Genomic DNA, 26032 nt, shown 5'->3' on the forward strand with positions numbered 1-26032 from the left:
ATACTGTATATCTTTACTAGTAAATTTTTCACCTTTTCCAACCTTCAAAATAAAACCGTAAACCACTGTTTAATAACAATTAAATTATTTTGACTAAAATAAAACTGAATCATTGGTTAAAAAATAGCAAAAAAGTACTTGCGCAAAAACACTGTATAAACTACTGTATACACATACTGTATAAACAACCAGTGAGTGAAAGTTATGTTACAGCCAATTACCTTAAGAACAGTTAAAAGCTACCAACAAGATAACGATAAAGCGTCTGTTAATTTAATTCAGATTGAAGACGAAATTTCAGCAACTTTTGAGCTATTAAAAGTATTGCATCATTACAATAGCCAAAATGCATGGACACTATTAATTGCTCCTGATCATGTTCCTAGTAAAGCCTTACTAGATTCGTGTTCGATTGATACCAGCAAACTACTTGTGATCAGACAAAAACATTTAGTTAATCTTGAATACGTTCTTAGTTCAGCATTACATAACGGTAATTTTGCTGCTGTGATCACATGGACAGATATTGTAAACAATCATCAACTTGATTCGATGAACTTAAACCTTGAGCAGGCATCTGCAAAATTTTATTGTTTTACAAAAAGCGCTCAATTAAACAATTTAGTACCGCAGCCACAATAGGCTTGTTAAAATAACAATTTATAGTTTTAGGTAAGTTGTTATGACATCACTCACACACTCCCTTTGTCCTTGTGGCAGCGAATCGACTTACGAGCTTTGCTGCCAGCCTTTTCATACAGGTGCAAGCCAAGCTGATACCCCAGAGCAACTTATGCGTTCTCGTTTTAGTGCATACGCGCTAAAAGATGCAAAATATGTATTTAGTACTTATGCACAAAGCCAGCAAGCCGCGAACCCTGTTCGCGAAATTAAAGATTTTGCTAATAGCTGCCGTTTTACCAAGCTAAGTGTTTTAGATACTGAACATAACGAGCAAGAAGGTTTTGTAGAATTTAAAGCTAATTACTTTTATCAAAGCTTGTATTGTGAGTTACACGAGAAGTCGCGTTTTATTAAAGAAGATGGCCTATGGCGTTACCTAGATGGTGATATAACGCCAGTTGCAGATATTAAAATTGGCCGTAACGACGAGTGCCCTTGTGGTAGCGGCAAAAAATATAAAAAGTGTCACGCTCTTTAGTTATCATTAACCTGGTAAATCCAGTCTAAGGCTTGGGTAATCGTTGTTGGGAATGCCGTTGCATGGCGTGCCTGAGGAATAACAAATAAATTTGTTGTAACCAGCGCGCCGCTTTGTTTAGTAATTTTAGCTGCTAATTGCCTTGCGCCCGACACCATTTTTTCGCCTTCGCTTTCTTCAAGTTCTCCTACTGCGATGTAAACTTTTGTTGTGTTAGCAGCTGGTTTTACAGCCATAGCTAATATTGAGTTTTCTTTAAACCACACTGAAGGACTGCCGATAATATAATTTGAAAAAAGCGAAGGCTCAGTGAATAAGGTATAAGCCGCAAATAAACCACCAAGAGAGTTACCGACTAACGTACTTTTTTGGGTTGTTCTGAAGTCGGCCTCAATATAAGGCAATACAGTATGTTTTAGGTAGTTTAGATACTGACTTGCTCCGCCAGTTTTACGCTGCCAATTTTTATCTTCAAATGGCGTATAGTCATAAATACGGCTATTAAGTCCAGATACACCTTTTTGATATCCTACTGCAACGATAATTACCTCTTCTATAGTCCCCGAATTCATCATAAAGCGACTAGCACCAGAGGTAATTGGCAAACTGTAGTTTGCATCTAACAGGTAAACAACTGGGTAGCGCTTCTGGTTTTGCTTTTGGTAGCTGCGTGGCAACTTAATCGTAATGGGGTATTCGTTTTTGGTATGTTTATCTTTAAGTAACACAGTATTAGTACGTGGCAAAGTAAACGGCTCAGCATGGCTTACATCGCTCACGCCCAAAACACTGATCACAATAACTAACAGTAAATAAGGCATAGTTAATCCTTTAGCCACTTCTTAATTGGTAACAGCCACTCATCTTTTGGTTTATAAAATGCGCCATGGGAGAGCCCTGTATTAATGCTTATTTCTTCAAACTTAGTTACGTCACTTCTATCGATTAAAAATTGGCAAGAGCCAACCTGATCTGAGCGCTCAAAGATAGAATACACCTTGCCATAAGCCTTAACTGATGTGTGATTTTTTATAAGGCCTGCGCAACCTGCCAATATAATTAAGTTGATATGTGTGCGTTTAAGTTCATTGACTGCCAGTATCGATAATGCCCCGCCCCGTGAAAAACCAATCAAACTAATATTTGACTCAGCAACACCGGCACTGATCAATGCTTCAACATCTGCAGCGAGTTTTTTCGCAAACGTAAATGGCTCAGTACCTTTTGGCCTGTGATAGGCAATTAGATGATAGCTCTCATCTGTCAGTGCTTCTTTTACTGCAATAAAGTCATAAACACCAAAGGTTTTGTGAGCAGGCTTAGGGTTTGTCCCTTCGACGATAAAACCATGTGAATAAAAAACATAGTGACCATGCGGGTCAATCTCTGTTGGAAACTGGCTGTAAATAGTGCCAGCGCAAACAGGCAAAACCCAGCATGCACAGAGTAAAAGTACGGTACGTATCACAAGCATTCCTTTAAAAAATCACGTTACACCTAATAGAAGATAATAACACCTTAAAAATAATATCTTAGCAAACAACTAAACCCTACTCTCAGTAATTTTAATTAAATATCAAATTACTAATCGCAAGCTGTATCACGATTTAAACTGCAAGTTTCAACTTGAGGTAAATTCATGGAATTTCATAGTTAAACTACAAAAAACCACATGACAACGCTATCAATTATTTATAAAAAGGCGTATTGTAAAAAAGCAGTTAAAATATCTTCAGGTTTTAGACGTCTAGACGTTGAAAAATTAAATTCTAAGGCGTAGTATGTTCGTAATCTGAGTTAGACTCACATTTTCCATGAGATTTTTTAAAGATGATTGATATAAAGCACCTAAAAACCATAGCGACCCTTAAAGAAACAGGCTCTTTGGTCAATACCGCCCGTGAGTTGTTTTTAACTCAATCGGCTTTATCGCATCAAATTAAAGATCTCGAGAATAAGTTAGATTGCCAGCTGTTCGAACGTAAAACACAGCCTGTGCGTTTTACTCCGCAAGGTATGCTACTTCTTGAACTTGCTAATGAAGTATTACCTCGTGTTGAGGCAACAAAATGTCGGTTAAAAGAAAGCCTTAACCAGCCAATCTCAAATTTACGTTTAAGTGTTGAGTGTCATGCCTGCTTTCATTGGTTGCTCCCAACCATCAAAGAATTTAATAACTTTTGGCCTGATATTAAAATTGATTATGAGCGCGGCTTTAGTTATGACGCCATTCCAGATTTAATTAATGATGAGTTAGATCTTGTGCTGACTTCCGATATTCGTGAACCCGATCAGCTTGAGTATGCTCACCTGTTTGATTTTAAATTAAAACTAATCGTTGCACCGGATCATGAGTTGGCAAAAAAAGCCTATGTCACCGCCCTTGATTTAAAAAACGAAACAATTATTTCGTACCCTATTCCGCGTGAGCGCCAAGATATCTTTAAACATTTTATTCAAAATGCACGCTTTGATGGCACGCTTAAAACGGTTGACCAAGGCTTATTGATATTCCAATTAGTGAGTGCAGGTATGGGGGTTGCAGCATTACCAGACTGGCTAGTCACTCCTTATGAAAGCCAAGGACTCATTAAGTCTATTCCGTTAGGTGCGCTAGGCCTTACTCGCCCTATGTATTTAGCGATGAAAAAGAATATGAAAGATAACCCTGTTTATCGCCACTTTTTAAATACGTGTAAGCAAAATAACGGTCGCTAAAGCAAGGCAAAATAACTAACATAGCTGCATCTGTTACAGACAATAATGTTAATACCCAAACCACCTCAAGGTGCGAGTTTCAGTTGGAATTAAAAGCGATTTAGGCAAGGCATTGATTGCAAACAATAGTGGTTCTATGGTTAAAATCAATAACGCAGTATAATTCGCTTTTAAACCAACCCTTTGGGCGCTTCACAGGTGCTTACTCTCATCGTTGTTACTTCTTAAAAGGGGCTGCCATTTTTGCAAAGTAACGCCTTGATATTAAGGCACCTGTGAAACGCTGAATTCTGTACCTTGAGGAGGCTTGGGTATACATGTTTGAGATTAAAAAGATCATTGGCTCATTATTAATGCCCCTGCCTTTGCTCGGGCTGCTTACTTTAGTGATGGTATTTTTAGCCATTGCCCATAAACGCAAAGCACTCTATTTTGGCTTTGTTAGCATTTTAACTTTAATGCTGATAAGCACGCCATTTATTGGCCAGTCACTGATAGCTGCAAGCAATAACCCTGCATGGCAATTTAACCAAGCAAAACACCCTAAACTTGATAATATAGTGGTACTTGGCTGCTCTATAATGCCCAACTCGCGCCTTCAAGCAAACCACCAGTTAGGCGATTGTGCGCTTGCTCGATTACTTGAAGGTGTTAAACTTGCCCACCACTACCCAAATGCCACCCTCTATGTATCAGGAGGCGGTTTTGCCAATACTACCAATAGCCAGCTCATGTTTGAAACAGCAAAAGCGTTAGGTATTTCTGCAACGAGAATTAAACAAAACCCCCTAGCTATGGATACCGCAGAAGAAGCGAAACGACTTGCCATTTATTTAGTCGATAAAAAAACAGCGCTTGTCACCTCAGCGAGCCACATGCCGCGAGCGAAAGACTTATTTAATGCACAAGGTGTTGATGTGATCCCAGCGGCAACCGACTTTCAAGATTTTAGTCAGTATCCAACGTATAAGCAGTTTATACCTAACATTGCAGTACTTGTTGCAGTGACCAGAGTAGCGCATGAGAAAATTGGCTGTGCTTGGGTGAGTGTGCGCCGCTGGATTGATCCAGAAGCGCTGTAGAACAATCAGACTGGATTATCGATATCGGTAAACGTTACATCAAAACCGTGCTGCTCAGCTAAAAGCTCGCCTAAGGCTTTAATGCCATAACGCTCAGTAGCATGGTGACCAGCTGCAAAAAAGTCGATACCTTGCTCGCGTGAACTATGAATCGTTTGCTCAGAGGCTTCACCTGTAAGATAAGCATCAATTCCTTGCGCAGCCGCTAAATCAATATACCCTTGTCCGCCACCTGTGCACCAAGCGATGGTTTCGATTTTCTCTTTTCTTACCAAACTAGTTAATGGTGCACGATTAAGTACTTGGGTTATTTTGGCGCTAAATTCTTCACCACTTAAAGGTGTTTTTAAACGGCCTTTTACCGGCACACTATTTGGACCAGATTCAAGCCCACCTGTGAACTCAATATCGAGTAACTTAGCCAGTTGCGCGTTATTACCAATTTCAGGGTGTATATCTAGCGGTAAATGATAGCCATATAAGTTAATATCATTATTTAAAAGCGCTGCAATACGGCGCTTTTTCATGCCCGTGATTGGCTGCGATTCCCCTTTCCAGAAATAGCCGTGATGTACCAAAATAGTATCTGCATTTTCTGCAATAGCAGCATCAATCAATGCTTGGCTAGCTGTGACACCCGTCACTATCTTTTTTACGTCGCTCGCACCTTCAACTTGTAAGCCATTTGGACAAAAGTCAGCGATAGAATCAGGTTTAAGAATGTCGTTTAATAATTGAGTAAATTGTTTTCGTTGCATATAAAAATCGTCCTTCAACCCTCTATTTTGTGCAAATTTTGGCGTTTATGAGTGAAAAATGGAAGGAAAATCGCAAAAAATTGAAAAGTAAGCTGAAAATAGGTATAAATATATATTCTTAATCTGTGTTTACAACGTATAGGGTCTCTGATGAGCAAACTAGACAAAACAGAAGTGTTAAATGCCTTCGAAGCAGCATACGAAGCAGCGAATGGTAAGAAACCTGAAATCACAACAAAACCTGGTTGGTATAGCATCGACGGTGGCAAAAATATGCGCCTTGCTGATGTTGCAGCGCTGACTGAAGAGCTCACTTCTGGTAAAACAGCTGAGCCTAAAGCAGAAGAAGCACCTAAAGCACCAGCGAAAAAAACCAAAACTAAAACCGCTGCACCGGCTAAAACAGCTAAGAAAGCATCGTTCACTGTTGTTACAGCAAACGATGATGGTTACAAAGCTGAAGAGCTTTGGATTGTTAACCTAGCTGAAAAAGACCACGATTGTCGTTTACCGCGTGGTGTTGTGTAATAAAATTACACTTAGCAATTTTAAAAACCGCTACTCGTTAGCGGTTTTTTTATGGCTGTTTATTTATTAACACTGCCGCTGAGTTTGCTGATCCTGCAAGCTCGATAAATCAAGCCTGCAAAGAGCATAAAATGGCAGTACAGCAGTTAATTAAACAGCGTCTATCAGCGTGTGAAAACATGGAAAGCTTGCAGCTAGACTCGCACAGCCACGATTTGATGACGCTTGTAGAGGGCATGATCTGCCAAACAAAACTAGTAGGAATTAAACAGTTTCCTCATTTAAAGCAATAAATAAACAATAAAAAAGCGGCACAATGGCCGCTTTCAGTTTAGATTTCCGCTAAGTTAGATTTTTTCAAAATATAACTTTTCGCGTTTTTTCTCACCCACTTCGTTCATGGTTGCAGCATCAAATAGACGACCATTGATCATGGTGTAATCGATTTTATCTGTATCACGAATGTTAGTTAGCGGGTTACCGTCAATAACAATTAAATCGGCAAGTTTACCCGGCTCAAGAGAACCGATGTTGTTATCAAGGCCAATGTATTTAGCAGGATCTAAGGTTGCTGCACGAATAGCTTCAAGTGGTGTCATACCACCTTGCGCAAACATCCAAATTTCCCAATGTGCCGCTAAACCTTCACGTTGACCGTGAGCACCTAAGTTCACTAAGACACCTAAGTCTTGCAGCTCTTTGGCAACGCGGGCATTGTTAAAGTGGTTATAGTGATGATCGGGCGCCTTAACACGACGCATTGAGCGAGGTAAAAGCTGATTCTTAGGTACAAACTTACTTAAGCGCGGGTGATTCCACACATCCGTCTTGTCGTACCAATAATTTTCACCCCAAATACCACCGTAAGCTACACCCAGTGTCGGCGTGTAACCCACATCGCTTTGAGACCAAAGCTGGCGAATATCATCGTAAATATTAGCAACAGGAATTGAGTGTTCAATACCCGTATGACCATCAACTACCATAGTTAAGTTGTGCTGCAGTAATGAACCGCCTTCTGGCACAACCATCATTTCAAGTTCACGACCTGCTTCAATAACTTGCTGGCGCTGTTCACGACGAGGTTGGTTATATGATTTAACACTAAACGCACCTACTTTCTTTAAACGCTCAAGATGGAATTTAGCATCTTCTAACGAGTCAATATGCGATGTATAACCTGGCATATTTGCACCATATAAAATGGTACCCGTTGAGAAAATACGAGGGCCGACAATCATGCCTGCTTTTTGCATTTCGCTTGCAGCAAAAATCTCTGTGGTGTCGTTTGATGGATCGTGAATCGTTGTCACACCTAACGCTAAGCCAGCTAAGTTCTTCCAGTTTTGCTGTGGAATGATCTCATCGCTGCCTTGCGAGCCGTGCGCATGCGCATCAACAATACCCGGCATAATCGTCTTGCCAGTTACATCAATTACTTCTGCACCTTTAGGAATAGCAACACTGTCTTTACTGCCAACCGCTTTAATATGCTTACCATCAGTAACAATAACGCCGTTTTCAATGACCTGCTCACCGTTCATGGTGATAATACGCGCACCAGTTAACGCGAATACTGATTTAGGCTCAGCCATGGTTTTTGTAAAACCGATGTTGTCGCCGCTTTTAACTTTAAAGTCAGTCTCTGCATTTTGGTTAATATCAAATAAACCCGCTAGGCTTGCATGATATAACTCTGGGCCTAAGCTCCAATAAAGTTTATCGCTTGTGCCACTCCAGCTGATGTTTTCACCCGCGCGAACAGAAAGCTGCTCAATTGGGAATTGGCTATCTTTCGGGCCAATATTAATGGTTTTGCCACGCTCAACAAATGGCGTTACAAATACTTTAAAACGCTCTGCAAACGCTAAGTATTGGCCATCTGGTGATACTCTAAACTCTGTAGCATGTTCTGATTCGTAAAGTTTACGAACTTGCTTTGATTCAAGCTCAACAACACTTAATGTTGGTTTCGGCCAAGGGCTCATCACATAAATACGGTCATTCGCTGCACCAAATTGCGGCTGATATCCTGATTTAGTGATTAGCGTCGCTTTACCGCCTTTAGCACTTACTGAGTAAATGCCTGGCTCTAATGACCATGTTGGGTTAAGGATACTGCCGCCAGACGCTTTACGGTAAACAACTGTTTTGCCATCAGGGCTGAAAGTTGGCTCTACATATTTACCCGGCTCCTTAGTAATGGTATCGCCACGGCCACTGCGCGCAGATACAACACGTACTGAGCCCTGTTCGTTATCATCCCATGTGGTGTAAACAATCTTCTTACCATCACGAGAGAACTGCGGGAATAATTCAAAGTGGTCGTCTTGCTTAGTCAGGCGCTTTACTTTGCCAGACTCTAAATCACGTTTATAAATATGACCTAGCGCTTCAAATATAGCCGTTTCACCATCCGGTGAAATTTGTACATTACGCAGCATTTTCACATCAAAATTATCGCTATCGATGTTTTGTGTAAAACGCACCGCTTTTTGAATTTGCTTATTGGTCTCAACTTTAAATGGAATAGTCGAGACAGACTTATCATCTACATCTAGCTTATGAATGGTACCACCCGCCCAAAAGACCAGCTGTTCGTTATCTGGCGTCCAAGCAATTGTTGGGTATACGCCATGAATTGCCCATGTCTCTTGCATATCACGCTCAAGCTCGCCATACAGCTTGGTATGCTCACCGGTGTGAAGATCATATAAGTACAAGCTTGTTTGGAAATCATCGCGCTTGATATACGCAAGCTTTTTACCATCTGGTGAAGGTGTTGGTCGAATAGCCCCACCCATACCATCTATAATTGTTTCAATCTCACCGGTTTCACGGTCATAGCGTTTAATTTTATAAATACCCGCTACAGAATCTTTTGAGTAATGGAATGTTTTACCCGGCGTTGCATCATGAGAGAAATAAACATAACGACCATCCGGTGAGAACATTGGCTCGCCTAAGTCTTTTTGGTCGTTTTCACGTGCAGTTAGCTGTACACCTTTACCACCCGCTTTGTGGTAAAGCCATACTTCACCAGCCCCTAGAGAGCGGCTTGCTGTAAAGTGCTTACGCGCAACTAAGTAGTCACCATCAGGGCTCCAAGCTGGGCTGTTTAACAAACGAAATGTTTCGTTCGTTACGGCTTTTTGGTTTTCACCATTTAAATCCATAACCCAAATATTGTCGCCACCACCTTGGTCTGAAGTAAACGCAATGTGCTTACCATCAGGACTAAAGCGAGGTTGCATTTGCCATGCAATATCACTGGTTAATTGCGTTGCTGTGCCGCCTGACATTGGCATGATATAAATATCGCCGAGTAGGTCAAACACCACTGTTTTACCATCAGGGCTAATATCTACGTTCATCCACGTGCCCTGCTCAACACTAATTTTAGCGTCTAGGAATTGGCCTTTCGGTGCGTCCACCTGCCATTTGTCGTCATTTGATTGCTCAGCTGCCGCCACTTGCCCAGTTAGAGCAAGTGAAATAGATACAGCGAGCGCTGTATGAAGCATTTTCTTCATTGAAATCTCACTTTTTATTGTTTTGCTTATATGCACACTTTTAAGATTGCACCAAATAGCATAGCAAGATTCCAGTGATTCGTGTTAAACAGACGTAAATAGTCGACTAATGCCACGCAATTGGATCAAACTGATAAAAGCCAACCAGTAAATGATAAATTTCTGGGTCAAACTGTCTGAGTTCAGCGGGTTTTTCTAAAAAGGTTTCGGTAATAACAGCAAAAAATTCTGCCTCGTTGGTCGCACCATAGCTATGAATAACATGGGGCATGCCATAAGCTAAATGGGTTTTGAGTTGATTAAACGCGCGGCTAAATACTTTTGCCCACTTTTGGTAATCTTCGTTACTCGAAAGCAGTGGTGTACCCGTGGTTTTACCGGTTTCTTGGTCGAGCTGATGGGCAAATTCATGAAATACCAAATTATGACCATCACTTGGTAAACGGTTTCCCTCAAGGACATCATGCCAACTCAATACCAAGGTTCCTCCTGGCCATGACTCACCTTGACGCACGGTATTGTGATAACTAACAAGCCCAGCATTATCACGGGAAGTTTGCGGGGCATAATACGCGCTTGGGTATAAAAGGATTTCTTTTACATTACGATACAGAGGCCACGGTTTATTAAGCACTAAAATACAGGCATCTGCCGCTACAATCAGCTTCATTGCATCATTAAGCTTAAGACCATCACAACCAATAAAGCGTTTTTCATTTAAAAACCAAACGATGTGACGCTCCAGCTTTTCACGATCGGCATCCGTCATCTTTCGGTAGATAGGCATATATTTTAACAGCAGATTTTTTTGCTGAACATTGAGGGAATTATTAAGGTATTTTTTCTGCCAAAAGTGATTACGGATATCGTCCCAGCGCCAGTAAAACACAACAAAAATTATTAAAAAAAGTATCAAAACCAGGTTAAGCATTACTATCGCCTAAAAAACAATCTTGATACTTTAATGTGTGCAAACAAAAAAAGATCAATTGTTTACACACATTTTTATTTTAAAAGCTGATTAATCGAGCGTGATACAGCCTTGATTATAAATAAAAATTTGGTTTCGGCCGTTATTCTTCGCATTGTATAAAGCATTATCGGCATGTGCTAACAAGCGGTCATAGTCAGTAACCTGCGCGTTGTCTGCCACACCAAAACTTACCGTTACAGAAAGGCTATCTGCTAATTCTGAGAAATCATAACCCGCTATCTCTAAACGGATAATTTCACACAATCTTGCGGCTTCTTCAGCATTTTTGTATGGGAACAAAAGGGTAAATTCTTCACCACCCCAACGCGCCGCATAACCTTCATCAGGGAAATTCATACGCAGTAAGCGTGCGATTTCACAAATCACTTTATCACCAATTAAGTGCGAGAAATTGTCATTAATGAGTTTGAAGTGATCAATATCCATAATGGCAATACTAAGCGTTTTATTGTCACGCTGAAACTGATTAAAGTTTTCAGACAGCCACATATCGAAAGCGCGTCTATTCGGTAATTGCGTTAATTGGTCATGATTCGCTAAATGAGCAAAAGCATCAGCTTGCGTTTGTAAATCATGCATTTGCTGTTCAACTTTTTCCGTTAACTCAATTTCGATGCGCTTATAGTGATATAAGCGGTATTTATAAATAGCATAAGCAGCAAAAAGCACTGCAACTAAGACAAATAACTTAAAGCTGGTTTTTTGCCAAAAATAAGGGGCAATTTTAAAACGCAGAACTTGCTCATTATTTTGCCAGTCACTATTTGGGTAACCTGCACGCACTTTAAAGGTATATTTACCTGGTGGTAAATTGGTGTACTCGGTAATGACCAAGCGGCCCCTGTCTACCCATTGTTGATTGTAACCACTTAGTTGAGTTTGGTAATTTAACCGCCCAGGCATGATAAAACTTAGCCCAGCGTAGTTAAACGAAACACGAGAAACACCAGCAGGTAAGCTCAAAACCTCATTACCAACAGGTAAAGTCATGGGTTTGCCATCGACTTCAAAGCTTTCAATAACCGTCGATAAACGGCGTTTACTGGCTTCTTTTAAGCGTTCTGGTGTCGCAATAGCGACGCCTTTGGCTGTTGCAACCCATACTTGACCATCTGAATGAAGCACAGCAGCAGGGTTTGAACCGCCATTTGCTTGCGCGCTTAGCATGCCATCGCCTTCATCATAAAGCTGCATCGAAACACTCATTGGTTGAACTTTTTCAGGGTTATCTAAAAGTGCAACTAACTGAGCTTTGTTCACCTGAATAACACCGCGGTTACTGGTCAACCATAATGAGTCACCTTGCTCAATCACTTGGAACAACTTATCGACCGGTAAACCTTGGTCTCGACCAAACAAGCTCATTTTATCTGTACTGAGATTGTAACGAACTAAGCCTCTATCGGTTGCAAGCCACATTTTATCGCCATCTAAGTAAAAGCCGAATGCATACTCAGTACTGAACTGCTTTGGAAACTCGAGAGTTTTAAATTGCTTTGTCGCTGGGTCATAAATGGATACACCCACTCCCGTGCCGACCCATAACCTGCCATGCTCATCCTCAACAAGGGCCATAATAAAATCACCAATTAAGCCATCTTCGGTGGTGAATAATTCAGTTTGCCCAGCAGGGTCTATTTTGGTTAAACCACCGGCGGTGCCAATCCATAAGTTATCCGATTTATCAAAAAACACAGCGCGAACTTCGTTGCTGATCAGGCCATTACTGCGGTTTTTTACGGGATAAATTTGCCCATTGACCACTTTCATTAAACCGGCAGTGTAAGTACCAACCCATACTCCGCCCTGTTTATCTTCAGTTAAACTTAATACGGATAGCGGATCTTTTTCATAGGCTTGAGTAAGGGTGGTGAGCTTGCCATTTTCAATACGATTTAAGCCATTACTACTGCCCACCCATAAGCTGCCATCAGAATGCGATAACACAGTACGCACATAGTCAGATGCAAGCCCACGGCTTTGACTCCAGTTTGTAAATGGCGCTTCACGCAAGCGAAATAATCCGGCATTCGTACCAACCCAAATACTTTTTTCGCGGTCTTGCAGTAAAGATAAAATACGGTTGTTGGGTAAGCCATCATCTGCGGCTAAGTTTTCAAGGCCTAAACTGCTGAGTCTGAACACCCCTTTATTAATGGTGCCAAACCACAAATCGCCCAGCGCATCTTCGAGTAAGCTGGCAATTGATTCATTGTTAAGGACAGGATTAATAGCAACAAACTTATCGTTTTGCTTTTGCCATGCGCCTTTTTCGGTGCCGACAATTAATGTGCCCGACTGAGTTAGTAATAAGGTAAACACAGAGGCATTAGGGAGCCCAGAGTTTTCACTGACCTTAATGACTTGCTTATTCTTTATTTGATAAAGACCATCACTGGTGGCAGCCCAAATAGTCCCTGTTTTGTCTTGTAAAAGACGGTATGCGCTTAGCTTATCAAGCAGTTTTTGCTCAGTGGCAGTTTCAGAAGCGCGGTAAACAATGCCTTGCCCTTCAAGTGCCAGCCATAGCTCACCTTGTTCAGTAACAAGTGCATGGTTAACCATGGCTGATGAACTTGGTAATGCTCGCCATTGCCCTTGTGAGCGAAGCGCAATACCGCCACGGGCACCCACGATATATAAATCACCATTATCCATCGGAATCAGGCTGCGTAGGCCTGAGTCAGGTAAACCAGGAATTTCTGTTCGAGTAAAGAGTTTAAACTCACGACCATTAAAGCGAGCAAGCCCTTCCCAAGTCGCTATCCAAATGTAACCATCTTTGGTTTGCGTTACGCCATTAATGCTATTGTGAGGAAGGCCGGCGCGAGTGCTCCAAGTCTCTGTAAAGTAATCACTTAAAGAGAGGCGTGCAGAATCAGCTAAAGCGCTGAAACTCAATAAAAGAAAAATACAACTAACTACCCGCACCATAAAACTAAAACCCTGATATTTATTATCGTTCTATTCAGTGATGTAGCTCTGTGAAGCCAAAGTCATCCCTAACTTCAGATAATACTACATTAGTTGCAATTTTTACTCACTTTAATGACATTTAGCAACAATCAATTACAAAAATTCGTGATTTTTTCTTGCAGTATTTTCACAAATCGCGCCACATGCAAGCCATCCATCAAAGCATGATGCACATCAATTGAAAGCGGCATCTTGCCAGTTTGTGAGTCATACTGACCAAACACAAACTTAGGAATACCAAGGCCATGCCCCTCACTCACAGCATGCGAGAAGCCGGTAAAGTTTAACCATGGAAGTACTGAGATATGAATAAGGTCAGGCTGCCCTTCTGTTGCAGCAAATGCATCAGAGAAAAATGGTTTTGCTTTACTTGTTTTACCCACAGCAATAGCGTGTTTTGAAAAGTCTGCCATCGACGCTTGTTTTTCAAAATAACTAAAGCGAAATGTTTCATCTTCTGCAAGCTCGACCACACTGCCTCTTACCGATGACAGCTGTACCGGCAACGAGTCAATAATACGTTGACGCATTGGTGCATAGTCATGACATGCTTCAAGTGTTAGGTAAACATAGCTGTGAAAGAACGAATAAGGTTCTGCTTTGCACTTGTTGTAAAGAGCCGCCATGTCGAGTGAAACACACACATTAAAATATGGCAGAGAAAATTCTTTGAAAAAAGCGAAATGCTGTTTGCGAGGCCAAGTAGCTAGATCAATAGGTGTGATTTCACAAGATGGAGTTTTCATTAGGTGCCCTCGAGATTTAAAAACCGAGTTTACCTAGCCTGCGTGACTTCGTCACCTTGATGCGATAAATAACAGAGAAAAAAAAGGTGCGACTTGCGCACCTTTTTACCTGTAAATTTATCGATTTACTAAATTATAAGCCGTTTTCGATGATTTCTAATGCTAGTTCATCGGCAATTAAATGCGTCGACTTCTGCTCTTTTTCAGAGCGAGCAAAGATTTCTGTTAGCGTATCAAAAATGCCTTCAACGTGCTTCGTTGATGCTTCTGCACTATAACCTTCTGGTGCAGTTTCGTAATAAACGTTGATAATACCACCTGCGTTAATGACGTAATCTGGTGCGTATAAGATACCTTTTTCGCGGATGATCTCACCGTGACGAGACTCTGCTAATTGGTTATTCGCACAACCTGCAATAATTGTTGCTTTTAAACGCGGGATAGTCGTGTCATTTACCGTTGCGCCAAGTGCACATGGTGCATACACATCAACATCTAAGTCGTAGATTTCATCAATACCCACAGCCGTTGCATTGAAGTCATTTACAACACGCTCAACAGCTTGCTCGTTGATATCTGTTACAAATAATGTAGCGCCCGCTTCATGTAGGTGTTTACAAAGGCCATATGCTACTGCACCTAAACCTTGCACCGCTACTTTGATACCAGCAAGATCTTGATGACCTCGTTGATGTTGTAAAGCCGCTTTAATACCTAAGAATGTACCATATGCTGTGAACGGTGAAGGGTTACCACTTTTACCTTCAAGGCCTAATACATAGTTAGTTTCTTTATTCATGATAGCCACATCATCACATGTGATGTTTACATCTTCAGCTGAATAGTAGCTACCGCTTAAACGCTCTAACTGACGACCAAATGCACGGAAAAGTTGCTCTGATTTAATTTCTTTAGCATTACCGATGATCACTGACTTACCGCCACCAAATGGTAAACGTGCCACAGCATTTTTGTAGGTCATACCTTTTGATAAACGAAGTGCATCAGTAACAGCATCTTCATCAGTTGTGTAGTCCCACATTCTGCAACCACCAACCGCTGGACCTAACTTGGTATTGTGAACCGCGATAATAGCTTTTAGGCCTGATTCTTTATCTGAACAAAACACCACTTGCTCGTGGTTATCAAAGTCGACTTTATTAAATACAGCCACAGTTAAATACTCCGAAATTTTCTTACCCTAAGGGGTGTGAGCGCTGAAAGTGCCGAGACTTTATCACTTCGTTTGCTCCCTTGCCACTAAATGAGATGATAAAACTAAGCAAAGTTCTCAAGCCGAAATAACAACTCAAAAACTAACACTTTATGGAAAAAATATACCAACCAATGTACGAATTAAGCATTGTTAATTCAAAACAAAATATTAACATTACAAACTTTATTACGTGAACGTAAAGGTAAAGTATAGCGTAAAGAAAAAGTGACAAGAAAAATGTGCCGATAAAGCCAAGTAAAATCAGCTTTTAAAGAGATGTTAGAGAAATAGCTGAGACTGGTCAGAGCTGAAAAAAAACGGCGCAGGTGCGCCGTTTTTTTAAGAGAGTTGCAAGATGGTTACTTTAATTTACCATCAAGTTCTTCGATTTTTGCTTTCCAAATAGCAGGGCCTTGCGTATGCGCATTGGCGCCTTCACTATCAACAGCAACCGTTACTGGCATATCTTCTACTTCAAACTCGTAGATTGCTTCCATACCTAAATCTTCGAACGCAACAACACGTGCTTTCTTGATTGCTTTAGATACAAGGTACGCTGCACCACCTACTGCCATTAAGTAGATAGATTTATTGTTTTTGATTGATTCAACTGTTGCAGGACCACGCTCTGCTTTACCAATCATACCGATGATGCCCGTTTTTTCTAACATCATATCAGTGAATTTATCCATACGCGTTGCAGTTGTAGGGCCAGCAGGACCTACCGCTTCATCACCCACTGCATCTACAGGGCCAACGTAGTAGATAAACTTGTTATCAAAATCAACGCCTTCAGGTAAACCTTCACCTGATTGGATCATATCTTGTAAACGTTTATGTGCGGCATCACGGCCCGTTAAGATAGTACCAGATAGAAGAACCGTTTCGCCCATCTTCCATTCTTGCGTGTCTTCTTTAGTCAGTGTGTTTAAATCAACACGACGTGTACCTTCACCCACTTCAAACGTAACTTCTGGCCAATCTTCAAGTTTAGGCGCTTTAAGATCAGCTGGGCCTGAACCATCTAATGTGAAGTGAACGTGACGAGTTGCCGCACAGTTCGGGATCATAACCACTGGTTTTGATGCTGCGTGAGTCGGTGCCGTTTTAACTTTCACATCAACCACGGTTGTTAAACCACCTAGGCCTTGTGCACCAATACCTAATTTATTAGCACGTTCGAAGATATCGATACGCATTTTTTCTTCAGTTGTTTCTGCGCCACGCTCAATCAGTTCGTGAATATCAACCGGATCCATTAATGATTCTTTAGCAAGTACCGCAGCTTTTTCTGCAGTACCACCAATACCTATACCTAGCATGCCAGGTGGACACCAGCCCGCACCCATTGTTGGTAATGTTTTTTCAACCCATGCAGCCACATCATCAGATGGGTTAAGCATAACCATTTTCGTTTTATTTTCTGAGCCGCCGCCCTTCGCTGCCACCATTACTTCTACTTCAGCGCCTGGCACTAAGTCGATATGAACAACTGATGGAGTATTGTCTTTGGTGTTTTTACGCGTACCAGCAGGGTCTGCAACTATTGATGCACGTAATGGGTTATCTGGGTTTAAGTATGCGCGACGTGTACCTTCATCAACCATTTGCTGAACAGTCATGTCTGTTTTATCCCACTTAACATCCATACCTACTTTTACGAAACAAGTAATGATACCTGTATCTTGGCACAGTGGACGTTTACCTTCAGCAGACATACGAGAGTTAATTAAAATTTGCGCAATGGCATCTTTTGCCGCTTTGCTTTGCTCTTTGTTGTAAGCTTTTTCTAAGGCTTGTACGAAATCGAGAGGGTGATAAAAAGAAATGTATTGCAATGCATCTTCAATGCTATCAATGAAGTCTTGCTGACGAATTGTACTCATTACGGGTTCCTTAAGTTTTTATCGCGTAGCGCTGTACGTGATCCTGAGTAAACCGGTGACGAAGATTTACTCTACGGGTTAGTCATGGCATCACTATAAAGGAAATCATAACGCTGCCAATCAAATTTAACTTATGATACCCTCCTCGCCCGTTTCGGGCTAGTTATTCAGGGCAATGTAGATGATAAACGATGAAAATTTGTGCATTAAATTAGATTTAAGTGGTGATTGCATCGCGCTATTTAGTCATTTTGCTCATTTGCCTCATGCTGTGTTGCTCGATTCAGCCAATAGCGAGCATGTAAATAGCCGCTTCGATATCATTGCCATTGCGCCATTAAAGCAATTAGAAGTGCGTGACAATACATGCTTTGTCGACGGCAAGGCGCAATCAAGTGATTGTTTTAGCTTGATGAAAAAAGGCCTTCAGGAATTTAATCACACAGCTAACCCTAATAACCTCCCTTTTACAGGTGGTTGGCTTGGCTATTTTGGTTATGACTTAGGTCGTGTGATTGAAAGCATGCCAAGTACTGCCGAAAACGACATTAACATGCCGCAAATGGCTGTAGGCCTTTATCCAGATGCGCTTATTTATGATAAGCAACAGCAAAGCTGGTTTTACGTCTGTCAGCCAAATCATAATCGCTTAGCGCTATATCAGCAGCAGCTAAACGAAACACCAACAAGTGCAAAGTTCGCGCTACAAAGCGACTGGCAGTCAAATATGAGCAAAGCCAGCTACAGCGAAAAATTCGAGAAAATTCAAGCTTATTTAAAAAGTGGTGACTGCTACCAGATCAACCTTGCACAGCGTTTTAAAGCTGAATTTTCAGGTTCAACATGGCAAGCATATAAACAACTTCGAGAAGCCAATAAAGCACCATTTTCAAGCTATATAAATCACCCTGATGGCGCTATTTTATCTATTTCACCAGAGCGTTTTATTTCGATTAATCAGGGCCAAATAGAAACCAAGCCAATTAAAGGAACGCTCCCTCGTTTGGCTGACTCTGAACAAGACCAAGCGCAAGCAACTCGTTTACAGCAATCAGAAAAAGACCGCGCAGAAAATGTCATGATTGTTGATCTGCTGCGCAACGATTTAGGCAAAGTGGCTCGTCCAGGTAGTGTCACCGTACCCTCGTTATTTGCCATTGAAAGCTTTCCGGCTGTACATCATTTAGTAAGTACTGTGCGCGCAGAATTAGCGGATGGCAAAGATGCCGTTGACCAAATTCATGCCGCTTTCCCGGGTGGTTCAATTACCGGAGCACCGAAAATTCGCGCTATGGAAATTATTGAAGAACTCGAACCACATCGCCGTAGTGTGTACTGCGGCTCAATTGGCTATTTGAGTGCCTGTGGCAACATGGATACCAGTATCACAATTCGTACTTTAGTGTGCCACAAAGGTGCAATCTATTGCTGGGCTGGCGGTGGTATTGTGGCTGATTCAAAGGTCGATTTGGAGTACCAAGAAACTTACGATAAAGTAAATAAAATACTGCCTTTATTAAAGTAAAAGTTGAAGTAACCACCTTGAATAGCCAGCAAATAATTGCCCGTTTTAGTTTAAGTCAAACCACAGAGCGCCCAGCAACCATTCGCTTTAATGCCGAAAAGCGTGCCAGTGCCGTAATGTTACCTCTGCTTGATGTTAACGACGAAGCGCATTTGTTGCTGTGCAAGCGACCTAGTTATTTACTTCATCACCCGGGGGAGATTTGCTTACCGGGTGGCAAGTATGAAGAACAAGATGACACGTTAATGCACACCGCCCTTCGAGAGCTCAATGAAGAGCTTAATATTGGCACACATCAAGTGACTGTCCACGGTAAATTACATCAGTACGCGACCCTAACCGGTTTCACTATTGAGCCTTTTGTGTGTGTACTTAGTGAAGGCACAACGTGGCAAGCAGATCCCAACGAAGTTGCTGCCAGCTTTTTACTGCCCTTATCTTATTTAAGTAATCAACAAAATTGGCAACCCCTTCCCTTTGTGCGAAATGGCAAAACCATTACTTTGCAAGGTTTGATGACCCCCCACGGACTGCTTTGGGGAGCAACAGCGAGCATAATTAATAACTTTATAAAACAGCTCGCCCTACCAGTTTAATTATCCTGCTTTTAGGGTTACACAGGCACGTTTAAACGTTATCATGTGGCACCGTTCAAAGGCAGGTAGTATGCCGTTAATAGAAAAATGAGTAGCAAATTATGATCAGTGCATTCGATATGTTTAGTATTGGTATTGGCCCATCGTCATCTCACACTGTTGGCCCAATGCGCGCTTCGCGTTTATTTGTAAACGAACTAGAAGAAAAAAACTTACTTGCAAACGTCACCGATATTAAAGTTGAGCTATTTGGCTCACTCGGTCAAACAGGTATTGGCCATGGCTCTGGTAAAGCTGTGATCTTAGGCCTTGCCGGTTATGATCCAGAAACCATTGATGCTGATTTAGTCGACGATATCCTCGCAAAAATCGAAAAAGAACAGGTTATTTATTTAAACCAAAGCCATAAAGCCAACTTTCCGAAGCAAGGTGCGATTGTATTTCATCGTCGTAAAACATTACCAAAACATTCAAATGCAATGGAAATCATTGCCAGCCAAAATGGCGAAAAGTTATTCAGTAAAGTGTATTACTCAATCGGTGGCGGCTTTATAGTCAGTGATGATGAGTTCGAGAACGAAAAACAAAAAGCACTCGAAATCCGCGAAGAAAACCCAGCACCTTATCCGTTTAACACGGCAAAAGAGTTGTTAGAGCTATGCCGTGAGTCAGGGTTCAGTGTATCAACGCTTATGATGCACAACGAAAAAACCCTGCGCAGCGAAAAAGACATCAAAGATGAGCTGTTTAATATTTGGCAAGTAATGAAGGCCTGTATTGAACGTGGTATGCGTACAGAAGGTATCTTACCAGGCGGATTAAAGGTAAAGCGTCGCGCCCCTAGTTTACACCTTAAATTAAATATTGAGGTAAACAACGATCCATTACGTGCTATGGATTGGGTTGATTTATTTGCCCTTGCAGTAAACGAAGAGAACGCTGCCGGCGGCCGTGTTGTTACCGCACCAACCAATGGTGCTGCAGGTATTTTGCCAGCGGTATTAATGTATTATCACACTTTCATTAAAGAAGTAGACCGTGATATTGCGACTCGTTATTTATTAACAGCGGCAGCAATTGGTATTTTATACAAAAAGAACGCGTCAATTTCGGGTGCTGAAGTAGGTTGCCAAGGTGAAGTGGGCGTTGCTTGCTCAATGGCAGCCGGTGCACTTACTGAAATCATGGGTGGTAATGTAGTACAGGTTGAAAACGCCGCTGAAATCGGCATGGAGCACAACCTAGGCCTAACCTGTGACCCTGTTGGCGGCCTTGTACAAGTACCGTGTATTGAACGTAATGCGATGGGCTCAATTAAAGCAATTAATGCGTCACGCCTTGCAATGCGTGGTTCTGGCGAGCAAAAAGTGACCCTTGATAAGGTTATTAAAACCATGCTCGACACAGGTAATGATATGAAAACGAAATACAAAGAAACCGCTCGCGGTGGCTTAGCGGTTAATATCATCGAGTGTTAATTTACAGCACGCTTTCAGCATAAAAAAAGCCGCTTTAAACGGCTTTTTTTATCTCTATTTTACTGGTAACTCAATGTTTTCGAAGAGCTTATCAACATCTTCTTGGTTACGTAATAAGCTTGCTCGCTCAACCAGTTCTTTCGTTAAGTGCGGTGCAAAACGCTCAATAAAATCATACATGTAACTGCGTAAAAAGCTGCCCTTTCTAAAACCAATTTTAGTGGTGCTCGCTTCAAATAAGTGGCTTGCATCAATACAGACTAAATCAGTATCGGTTATTTGATCAATCGCCATTGACGCAACAACACCTACACCTAGACCTAAACGAACATAAGTTTTGATTACATCAGCATCTGTTGCAGTAAAAACAATATGCGGCTCAAGTCCATGTGCATTGAAAGCTTTATCTAACTCAGAACGACCAGTAAAACCAAACACATAAGTAATAAGTGGGTATTTAGCCACATCGGCAACCGTTAAATTATCGGCCTTTTGCGCAAGCGGGTGTGTTTTTGCCACAACAATACTACGATTCCAGTGATAGCACGGCAACATAACTAAATCAGAATATAAATGCAGCGCCTCAGTCGCAATGGCAAAATCAGCATCACCGCGTGCTGCCGCATCGGAAATTTGCTGTGGCGTACCCTGATGCATGTGTAAAGACACTGCTGGGTACTTTTTCATAAAGCCTTGAATAACATTCGGTAATGCGTAACGAGCCTGAGTATGAGTGGTCGCAATGTTAAGTTTACCTTGATCAGGCAAGGTATGCTCATTGGCAACCGCTTTAATACCTTCAACTTTCGACAGTATTTCTCGTGAAATATTAATAATTTCGTTACCGGCACTGGTTACATGGGTAAGGTGTTTGCCACTACGGCCAAAGATCTGTACACCCAGTTCGTCTTCAAGCATACGAACTTGTTTTGAGATCCCCGGTTGCGAGGTAAATAAACTTTCGGCTGTCGCAGAGACATTCAGTTTATGATTTTGGACTTCGACTATATATCTGAGTTGTTGTAGTTTCATGGCTGCATTGTAAACGTTGTTATTGTTTATTTATAAAGGCTGCAAAGCGCAATGCCAAGCGATATTTCATCGCGCTATACATTTATATCGATTGTTTCTAAGGCTAACACATTAAATTACTGCTCGGTAGCCGTGTTTACTCGCAAAATATTCAATAAAGGTGCTAGTTTAGCGCTATACTCGTTATAAAGTAGTAATCGTAATAAGTTTATTCGAGATAACTACCGCAAAACTGTTCAGATCTAATCTTTTTAAGGTAAGATAAAAAAATTAGATAGTTAAAACTGAGATTTAGTAATGATTGTTTCTATCATCATCATGCTCATTGTTGCATTAATCGTGATCGCATTATGGGTCAGCGCTGTGCAGCAACATAAAGAAAAACAAGAAGCAGAGCGCCGTAAAGAGCTTACAAAACAAAAAAAAATCATTGAAGAAGCAGAAGATGTACTGCTTAACAGTGCCAATATCCCCATGTCTGAAAATATTCTGCGTATTATTCAACGCCGTATTTATGATGCACTTGTTTCAATGGTCGAGCTTTCTCCAAGCTCAAAAGAATTAAAAAACAGACTAAAAGAATCTAAAGAACGCCTAGCCTCTCCTATCGAAGCAAATAATAGCGATGCATTAGCACTACCAGATAACGACAAACAATTAATAGCTCTAATTCAAGGTATAAAGAAATTACGAGCAGTACTTCGCTCAGAGCATGGTAAAGGCAAAGTAGATAGCCAAGTATTTGTTGCTGAAGATAAACGCCTTGAAAAATTGCAGTTAAGAATCAATGTAGAAAGCCAAATTAAGCGCGGGATTTCAGCTCGCTCAGCAAATATGGTGGGCTCTGCCAGACAGTATTTTGAAAAAGCACTAGCAACACTGACCTCAGTTAGCTATAGCGATGAATATGTAAACTCGAAAAGACAAGAAGTTGAAGGCTATTTAGAAACGATTAGCTCTGAGTTGAAAGCATCAAATGCAACGTCACTAAAGAAGAAAGCAGAACAAGAGCAGGACGATTTAGACGTATTATTCGCACCAAAGAAAAAGTGGTAAACCACTTTTTCTTTGCTTTGTGCAAATTAAGATAAAAACGCAAACTTAACAATAAACAGCGCTGTTAATACCCACACACTAATACTGATTTCATCTTTTTTACCACATACCAACTTCACGGCAGTATACGAGATAAAACCAAGGGCGATACCGTGCGCAATCGAGAAAGTTAACGGCGTCATCAATAATACAACGCTCACTGGAATGGCATCTGTCATATCATCCCAATTTACTAGCTTTAAATTCTGCATCATTAACACAGCAACATATAAAATTGCACCTGCCGTTGCATAAGCTGGGATCATGCCAGCAAGTGGTGCAAAGAACATCATTAACAAGAAACAAATACCTACAACCACAGCGGTAAGACCTGTACGGCCGCCCACAGACACACCTGCAACTGATTCAATATAAGACGTTGTTGTTGACGTACCAAGCATTGAGCCTGCAATAGTAGCTGTACTGTCGGCACTTAGTGCGCGACCTAAACGAGGCATTTTACCTTGTTCATCAGCAATACCTGCTTTTTGCGTTACAGCCACTAAAGTGCCTGAAGTATCAAACAAATCAACAAATAAGAACGCAAAAACCACTGTTAGCATTGAGATTTCGAATGCTGCTGCAAAATCCAATTGCATAAAGGTTGGTGCAATTGAAGGCGGCATTGAAATAATTCCTTGATACTCCACAAGGTCTAAACCAAGGGCAATTGCGGTTACTAATAAAATACTGATAAGTACGCCGCTTTTCATATCGCGGTATAACAGTGCTGCAATAACAAAGAAGCTAAAAATCGCAAGTAGTGGGCCTGGGGCTGTGATATCGCCTAACTGCACTAAGGTTGCAGGGCTTGCTACGATAATACCGGCGTTTTTCAGTGCAATAAGGGCTAAGAAAGCACCGATACCTGTGGCAATGGCACGTTTTAACACCAGAGGAATAGCATCAATGATCCACTCCCTCACCTTAAATAGGCTTAAGAATAAGAAGATACAGCCAGACATAAAAACTGCACCTAATGCAGCTTCCCAAGTGTAGCCCATGCCCAAAACAACACCATAAGTGAAGAAGGCGTTTAAGCCCATACCCGGAGCAAGTGCTAATGGGTAGTTTGCCCATAAACCCATAATAAAACAGCCAATTGCAGCAGCAATACAGGTTGCTACGAATGCCGCACCTTGATCCATTCCCGCTTCTGCAAGCATTGCAGGGTTAACAAATACAATGTAAACCATGGTAATGAATGTTGTGATGCCAGCAATAGTCTCGCGGCGCACAGAGGTGTTGTTTTCAGTGATTTTGAAAAGTCTTTCGAACATGTTGAACTTTAAGTTGAGATTAATTGGCTAATTTTATCATATTTTATCTCAATAAGAGGACATTTTACCTTGCAATGTTCTAAACTAATAAGGTCTTTTATTTCAAGAAAATAACTAAACTATGTCTGATAATTCGCCAGTAGGCTTAGATTTAGAGCAACAGCTTGATAATGTACTTGCCTTTATTACCCAACCCGATAAAGGGTCGGCGCCAAATAAAAGTACTCAATCTGTTGAAAACGTACTAAACAAAGCTTTGTATTATTTAAAAAATGAACAGCCTCCCCTTGCTGCAAAATGGATGCGCTTAGCAGCTATGGCAGGTAACCATAGGGCGCAATTTTATATGGGGCTGTTTTTCATCAAAGGGCAAGGTGTACCGCACAGTGTTTTTCATGGCGCGGTATGGTTAAGTCTGGCAAGTAGCCAAGGTTATGAACCTGCAACGGCTGCACTTGATGATCTTAGAAAACACATCAGTACGCGCAGATTACATGATGCGCAAAGCTATGCAGCTACCCTATATGAACAAATCCACCAGCAGCAATTTGCACATTTAATTCCTCGTGATCCTGACGCCAGCTAACACGCGTCAGGTTCTACAACTCATTAATGCTGTCTTGTCAGTTTACTCTCAAATGTGATGAGACCTGCACCAACTACAAACAATAAGATACCTATAAACTCAAGCCACACATGGCCTTTATGGGGCTTGATAATAGGTGTTTTTGAAGTAAGGCTATATAAACGCCTGCCTTGCTCGCCAGGTTCTACAAACGAAATACCTTTATAGTCCGCTGAAATAATAAATTTAAAATCATGCCTTCTGATCATTTCTCGACGTTTAGCATCTATTTTCTCGCGGCTTTGTTCTACGAGTAGCGTACGCCAATCATGAAAAATGCCATCTGGTTCATTATCTTTCACTACACCATATGATTTGTACTCATAGAACTTTGTATTGAATAGCTTTTCTTGATGCCCTAAATAAAACATGGCACAACCTAGCGCACTTAACAGTATGGCAATATAGACGAGTGAGCGCTGTTTAATGAATTGCTTATTACTTTGTTGCTTATACCAAGCTTCAATGTCAGGCACATTAATTAATCTCGCTTTATCTACAGAATGTTTTAATGGCTCCATAAAGTCGCAAATTGTTAGATTGAGCGCCGTTAATATTGAACGAAATGTGTCATTAGAAGGCACAGATTTATCGTTCTCAAGTTTTGAAAGGTAACTTTGCTCTATTCCAACTTGCTCTGCAAATTCTGGTTGGCTTAGTTTCAGCTCACTGCGGTAGTATTTTAGCTGTGTTCCGAATGTACTCATAACGCATTTCCTTTTTGTTGTGGAGCCGCCATTCTTTGCTATTCATGCAGATATAAAAAGCTGAATAAATAGGAATAATGAAGAATATTAGCAAG

At 41.2% G+C, this 26032-nt stretch carries 23 protein-coding genes; 11 read left to right on the plus strand and 12 right to left on the minus strand.

Annotated features, from left to right (window positions below; genetic code table 11):
- The first annotated feature begins 204 nt into the window (after positions 1–204).
- Together HUS61_RS03575 and HUS61_RS03580 are read left to right on the plus strand one after the other, a co-directional pair.
- Positions 205–642: a SulA-like leucine-rich domain-containing protein gene (locus HUS61_RS03575; RefSeq protein ID WP_054551944.1), complete on the plus strand. Its 438-nt coding sequence runs from the start codon at positions 205–207 to the stop codon at positions 640–642.
- Between the two features lie 40 nt (positions 643–682).
- A complete protein-coding gene (locus HUS61_RS03580; protein WP_175082156.1) occupies positions 683–1162 on the plus strand; it encodes a YchJ family protein in 480 nt (159 codons plus the stop codon).
- Here HUS61_RS03580 and HUS61_RS03585 read toward each other — a convergent pair.
- Entirely contained in the window at positions 1159–1983 is an 825-nt protein-coding gene (locus tag HUS61_RS03585) for an alpha/beta hydrolase (RefSeq protein ID WP_175082155.1), read from the minus strand. The genes HUS61_RS03580 and HUS61_RS03585 overlap by 4 nt on opposite strands.
- A gap of 2 nt (positions 1984–1985) precedes the next feature.
- Positions 1986–2630, minus strand: a complete 645-nt coding sequence (locus HUS61_RS03590; RefSeq protein ID WP_282658896.1) for an alpha/beta hydrolase — start codon at positions 2628–2630, stop codon at positions 1986–1988.
- A gap of 362 nt (positions 2631–2992) precedes the next feature.
- On the opposite strand from HUS61_RS03590, the gene HUS61_RS03595 reads away from it, so the two are divergent.
- The gene (locus tag HUS61_RS03595; RefSeq protein WP_054551603.1) at positions 2993–3880 is read left to right on the plus strand and encodes a LysR substrate-binding domain-containing protein; all 888 of its coding nucleotides are present in this window, start codon (positions 2993–2995) and stop codon (positions 3878–3880) included.
- Between the two features lie 317 nt (positions 3881–4197).
- Positions 4198–4962, plus strand: a complete 765-nt coding sequence (locus HUS61_RS03600) for a YdcF family protein (protein WP_175082153.1) — start codon at positions 4198–4200, stop codon at positions 4960–4962.
- A 5-nt stretch (positions 4963–4967) separates the two neighbouring features.
- Here HUS61_RS03600 and HUS61_RS03605 read toward each other — a convergent pair whose 3' ends face one another.
- Complete coding sequence (locus HUS61_RS03605; RefSeq protein ID WP_175082152.1) at positions 4968–5720, minus strand: Nif3-like dinuclear metal center hexameric protein; 753 nt, start codon at positions 5718–5720, stop codon at positions 4968–4970.
- A 150-nt stretch (positions 5721–5870) separates the two neighbouring features.
- On the opposite strand from HUS61_RS03605, the gene HUS61_RS03610 reads away from it, so the two are divergent.
- Together HUS61_RS03610 and HUS61_RS03615 are read left to right on the plus strand one after the other, a co-directional pair.
- Positions 5871–6248, plus strand: a complete 378-nt coding sequence (locus HUS61_RS03610; RefSeq protein WP_054561783.1) for a hypothetical protein — start codon at positions 5871–5873, stop codon at positions 6246–6248.
- Positions 6249–6379: 131 nt separating this feature from the next.
- Positions 6380–6541, plus strand: a complete 162-nt coding sequence (locus HUS61_RS03615) for a hypothetical protein (RefSeq protein ID WP_175082151.1) — start codon at positions 6380–6382, stop codon at positions 6539–6541.
- A 54-nt stretch (positions 6542–6595) separates the two neighbouring features.
- Here HUS61_RS03615 and HUS61_RS03620 read toward each other — a convergent pair whose 3' ends face one another.
- The 6 genes from HUS61_RS03620 to HUS61_RS03645 form a co-directional block, all read right to left on the minus strand.
- Positions 6596–9781: an amidohydrolase family protein gene (locus HUS61_RS03620; RefSeq protein WP_175082150.1), complete on the minus strand. Its 3186-nt coding sequence runs from the start codon at positions 9779–9781 to the stop codon at positions 6596–6598.
- A 106-nt stretch (positions 9782–9887) separates the two neighbouring features.
- Complete coding sequence (locus HUS61_RS03625; RefSeq protein WP_175082149.1) at positions 9888–10712, minus strand: M90 family metallopeptidase; 825 nt, start codon at positions 10710–10712, stop codon at positions 9888–9890.
- Positions 10713–10802: 90 nt separating this feature from the next.
- Positions 10803–13709 (minus strand): ligand-binding sensor domain-containing diguanylate cyclase, encoded by a 2907-nt coding sequence (locus HUS61_RS03630; RefSeq protein ID WP_175082148.1) that lies wholly within the window; start codon positions 13707–13709, stop codon positions 10803–10805.
- Between the two features lie 131 nt (positions 13710–13840).
- The gene (locus HUS61_RS03635) at positions 13841–14497 is read right to left on the minus strand and encodes a CatA-like O-acetyltransferase (RefSeq protein WP_181447714.1); all 657 of its coding nucleotides are present in this window, start codon (positions 14495–14497) and stop codon (positions 13841–13843) included.
- A 133-nt stretch (positions 14498–14630) separates the two neighbouring features.
- Positions 14631–15671 (minus strand): Glu/Leu/Phe/Val dehydrogenase, encoded by a 1041-nt coding sequence (locus HUS61_RS03640; protein ID WP_055021514.1) that lies wholly within the window; start codon positions 15669–15671, stop codon positions 14631–14633.
- A gap of 401 nt (positions 15672–16072) precedes the next feature.
- The gene (locus tag HUS61_RS03645; protein WP_054551614.1) at positions 16073–17599 is read right to left on the minus strand and encodes a fumarate hydratase; all 1527 of its coding nucleotides are present in this window, start codon (positions 17597–17599) and stop codon (positions 16073–16075) included.
- Positions 17600–17780: 181 nt separating this feature from the next.
- Here HUS61_RS03645 and pabB point away from each other — a divergent pair, with 181 nt between their 5' ends.
- From pabB to HUS61_RS03660, 3 genes are all read left to right on the plus strand, one after another.
- Positions 17781–19124, plus strand: coding sequence for an aminodeoxychorismate synthase component I (gene pabB / locus HUS61_RS03650; RefSeq protein WP_175082147.1), 1344 nt, complete (start codon positions 17781–17783; stop codon positions 19122–19124).
- A gap of 17 nt (positions 19125–19141) precedes the next feature.
- The gene (locus HUS61_RS03655; RefSeq protein WP_175082146.1) at positions 19142–19720 is read left to right on the plus strand and encodes a CoA pyrophosphatase; all 579 of its coding nucleotides are present in this window, start codon (positions 19142–19144) and stop codon (positions 19718–19720) included.
- 101 nt (positions 19721–19821) lie between these two features.
- Positions 19822–21198 carry an L-serine ammonia-lyase gene (locus tag HUS61_RS03660; RefSeq protein ID WP_062566218.1) on the plus strand — a complete coding sequence of 459 codons (1377 nt, stop codon included), beginning with the start codon at positions 19822–19824 and terminating at the stop codon, positions 21196–21198.
- 54 nt (positions 21199–21252) lie between these two features.
- Here the strand turns inward: HUS61_RS03660 and cysB are convergent, their stop codons facing one another.
- On the minus strand, positions 21253–22230 hold the full coding sequence (cysB, locus tag HUS61_RS03665; protein WP_054551618.1) for an HTH-type transcriptional regulator CysB: 978 nt from the start codon (positions 22228–22230) through the stop codon (positions 21253–21255).
- Positions 22231–22527: 297 nt separating this feature from the next.
- Between cysB and HUS61_RS03670 the strand changes: the two genes are divergently transcribed.
- A complete protein-coding gene (locus HUS61_RS03670) occupies positions 22528–23286 on the plus strand; it encodes a hypothetical protein (protein ID WP_130167058.1) in 759 nt (252 codons plus the stop codon).
- 26 nt (positions 23287–23312) lie between these two features.
- Here the strand turns inward: HUS61_RS03670 and HUS61_RS03675 are convergent, their stop codons facing one another.
- Complete coding sequence (locus tag HUS61_RS03675; protein WP_055021512.1) at positions 23313–24605, minus strand: NCS2 family permease; 1293 nt, start codon at positions 24603–24605, stop codon at positions 23313–23315.
- 121 nt (positions 24606–24726) lie between these two features.
- On the opposite strand from HUS61_RS03675, the gene HUS61_RS03680 reads away from it, so the two are divergent.
- Entirely contained in the window at positions 24727–25191 is a 465-nt protein-coding gene (locus tag HUS61_RS03680) for a sel1 repeat family protein (protein ID WP_054551621.1), read from the plus strand.
- A gap of 23 nt (positions 25192–25214) precedes the next feature.
- Here the strand turns inward: HUS61_RS03680 and HUS61_RS03685 are convergent, their stop codons facing one another.
- Positions 25215–25937 (minus strand): helix-turn-helix domain-containing protein, encoded by a 723-nt coding sequence (locus HUS61_RS03685; RefSeq protein ID WP_175082145.1) that lies wholly within the window; start codon positions 25935–25937, stop codon positions 25215–25217.
- Positions 25938–26032 lie beyond the last annotated feature (95 nt).

This window comes from Pseudoalteromonas sp. 0802 (assembly GCF_013350085.1).
GTDB lineage: Bacteria > Pseudomonadota > Gammaproteobacteria > Enterobacterales > Alteromonadaceae > Pseudoalteromonas.

Excerpts from the sequence above, each read along its gene's own strand:
- HUS61_RS03575 (WP_054551944.1), top strand. The coding sequence starts at position 205 with ATGTTACAGCCAATTACCTTAAGAACAGTTAAAAGCTACCAACAAGAT.
- HUS61_RS03580 (WP_175082156.1), top strand. The coding sequence starts at position 683 with ATGACATCACTCACACACTCCCTTTGTCCTTGTGGCAGCGAATCGACT.
- HUS61_RS03585 (WP_175082155.1), bottom strand. The coding sequence starts at position 1,983 with ATGCCTTATTTACTGTTAGTTATTGTGATCAGTGTTTTGGGCGTGAGC.
- HUS61_RS03595 (WP_054551603.1), top strand. The coding sequence starts at position 2,993 with ATGATTGATATAAAGCACCTAAAAACCATAGCGACCCTTAAAGAAACA.
- HUS61_RS03600 (WP_175082153.1), top strand. The coding sequence starts at position 4,198 with ATGTTTGAGATTAAAAAGATCATTGGCTCATTATTAATGCCCCTGCCT.
- HUS61_RS03605 (WP_175082152.1), bottom strand. The coding sequence starts at position 5,720 with ATGCAACGAAAACAATTTACTCAATTATTAAACGACATTCTTAAACCT.
- HUS61_RS03610 (WP_054561783.1), top strand. The coding sequence starts at position 5,871 with ATGAGCAAACTAGACAAAACAGAAGTGTTAAATGCCTTCGAAGCAGCA.
- HUS61_RS03615 (WP_175082151.1), top strand. The coding sequence starts at position 6,380 with ATGGCAGTACAGCAGTTAATTAAACAGCGTCTATCAGCGTGTGAAAAC.
- HUS61_RS03620 (WP_175082150.1), bottom strand. The coding sequence starts at position 9,781 with ATGAAGAAAATGCTTCATACAGCGCTCGCTGTATCTATTTCACTTGCT.
- HUS61_RS03625 (WP_175082149.1), bottom strand. The coding sequence starts at position 10,712 with ATGCTTAACCTGGTTTTGATACTTTTTTTAATAATTTTTGTTGTGTTT.
- HUS61_RS03630 (WP_175082148.1), bottom strand. The coding sequence starts at position 13,709 with ATGGTGCGGGTAGTTAGTTGTATTTTTCTTTTATTGAGTTTCAGCGCT.
- HUS61_RS03635 (WP_181447714.1), bottom strand. The coding sequence starts at position 14,497 with ATGAAAACTCCATCTTGTGAAATCACACCTATTGATCTAGCTACTTGG.
- HUS61_RS03645 (WP_054551614.1), bottom strand. The coding sequence starts at position 17,599 with ATGAGTACAATTCGTCAGCAAGACTTCATTGATAGCATTGAAGATGCA.
- pabB (WP_175082147.1), top strand. The coding sequence starts at position 17,781 with ATGATAAACGATGAAAATTTGTGCATTAAATTAGATTTAAGTGGTGAT.
- HUS61_RS03660 (WP_062566218.1), top strand. The coding sequence starts at position 19,822 with ATGATCAGTGCATTCGATATGTTTAGTATTGGTATTGGCCCATCGTCA.
- cysB (WP_054551618.1), bottom strand. The coding sequence starts at position 22,230 with ATGAAACTACAACAACTCAGATATATAGTCGAAGTCCAAAATCATAAA.
- HUS61_RS03670 (WP_130167058.1), top strand. The coding sequence starts at position 22,528 with ATGATTGTTTCTATCATCATCATGCTCATTGTTGCATTAATCGTGATC.
- HUS61_RS03675 (WP_055021512.1), bottom strand. The coding sequence starts at position 24,605 with ATGTTCGAAAGACTTTTCAAAATCACTGAAAACAACACCTCTGTGCGC.
- HUS61_RS03680 (WP_054551621.1), top strand. The coding sequence starts at position 24,727 with ATGTCTGATAATTCGCCAGTAGGCTTAGATTTAGAGCAACAGCTTGAT.
- HUS61_RS03685 (WP_175082145.1), bottom strand. The coding sequence starts at position 25,937 with ATGAGTACATTCGGAACACAGCTAAAATACTACCGCAGTGAGCTGAAA.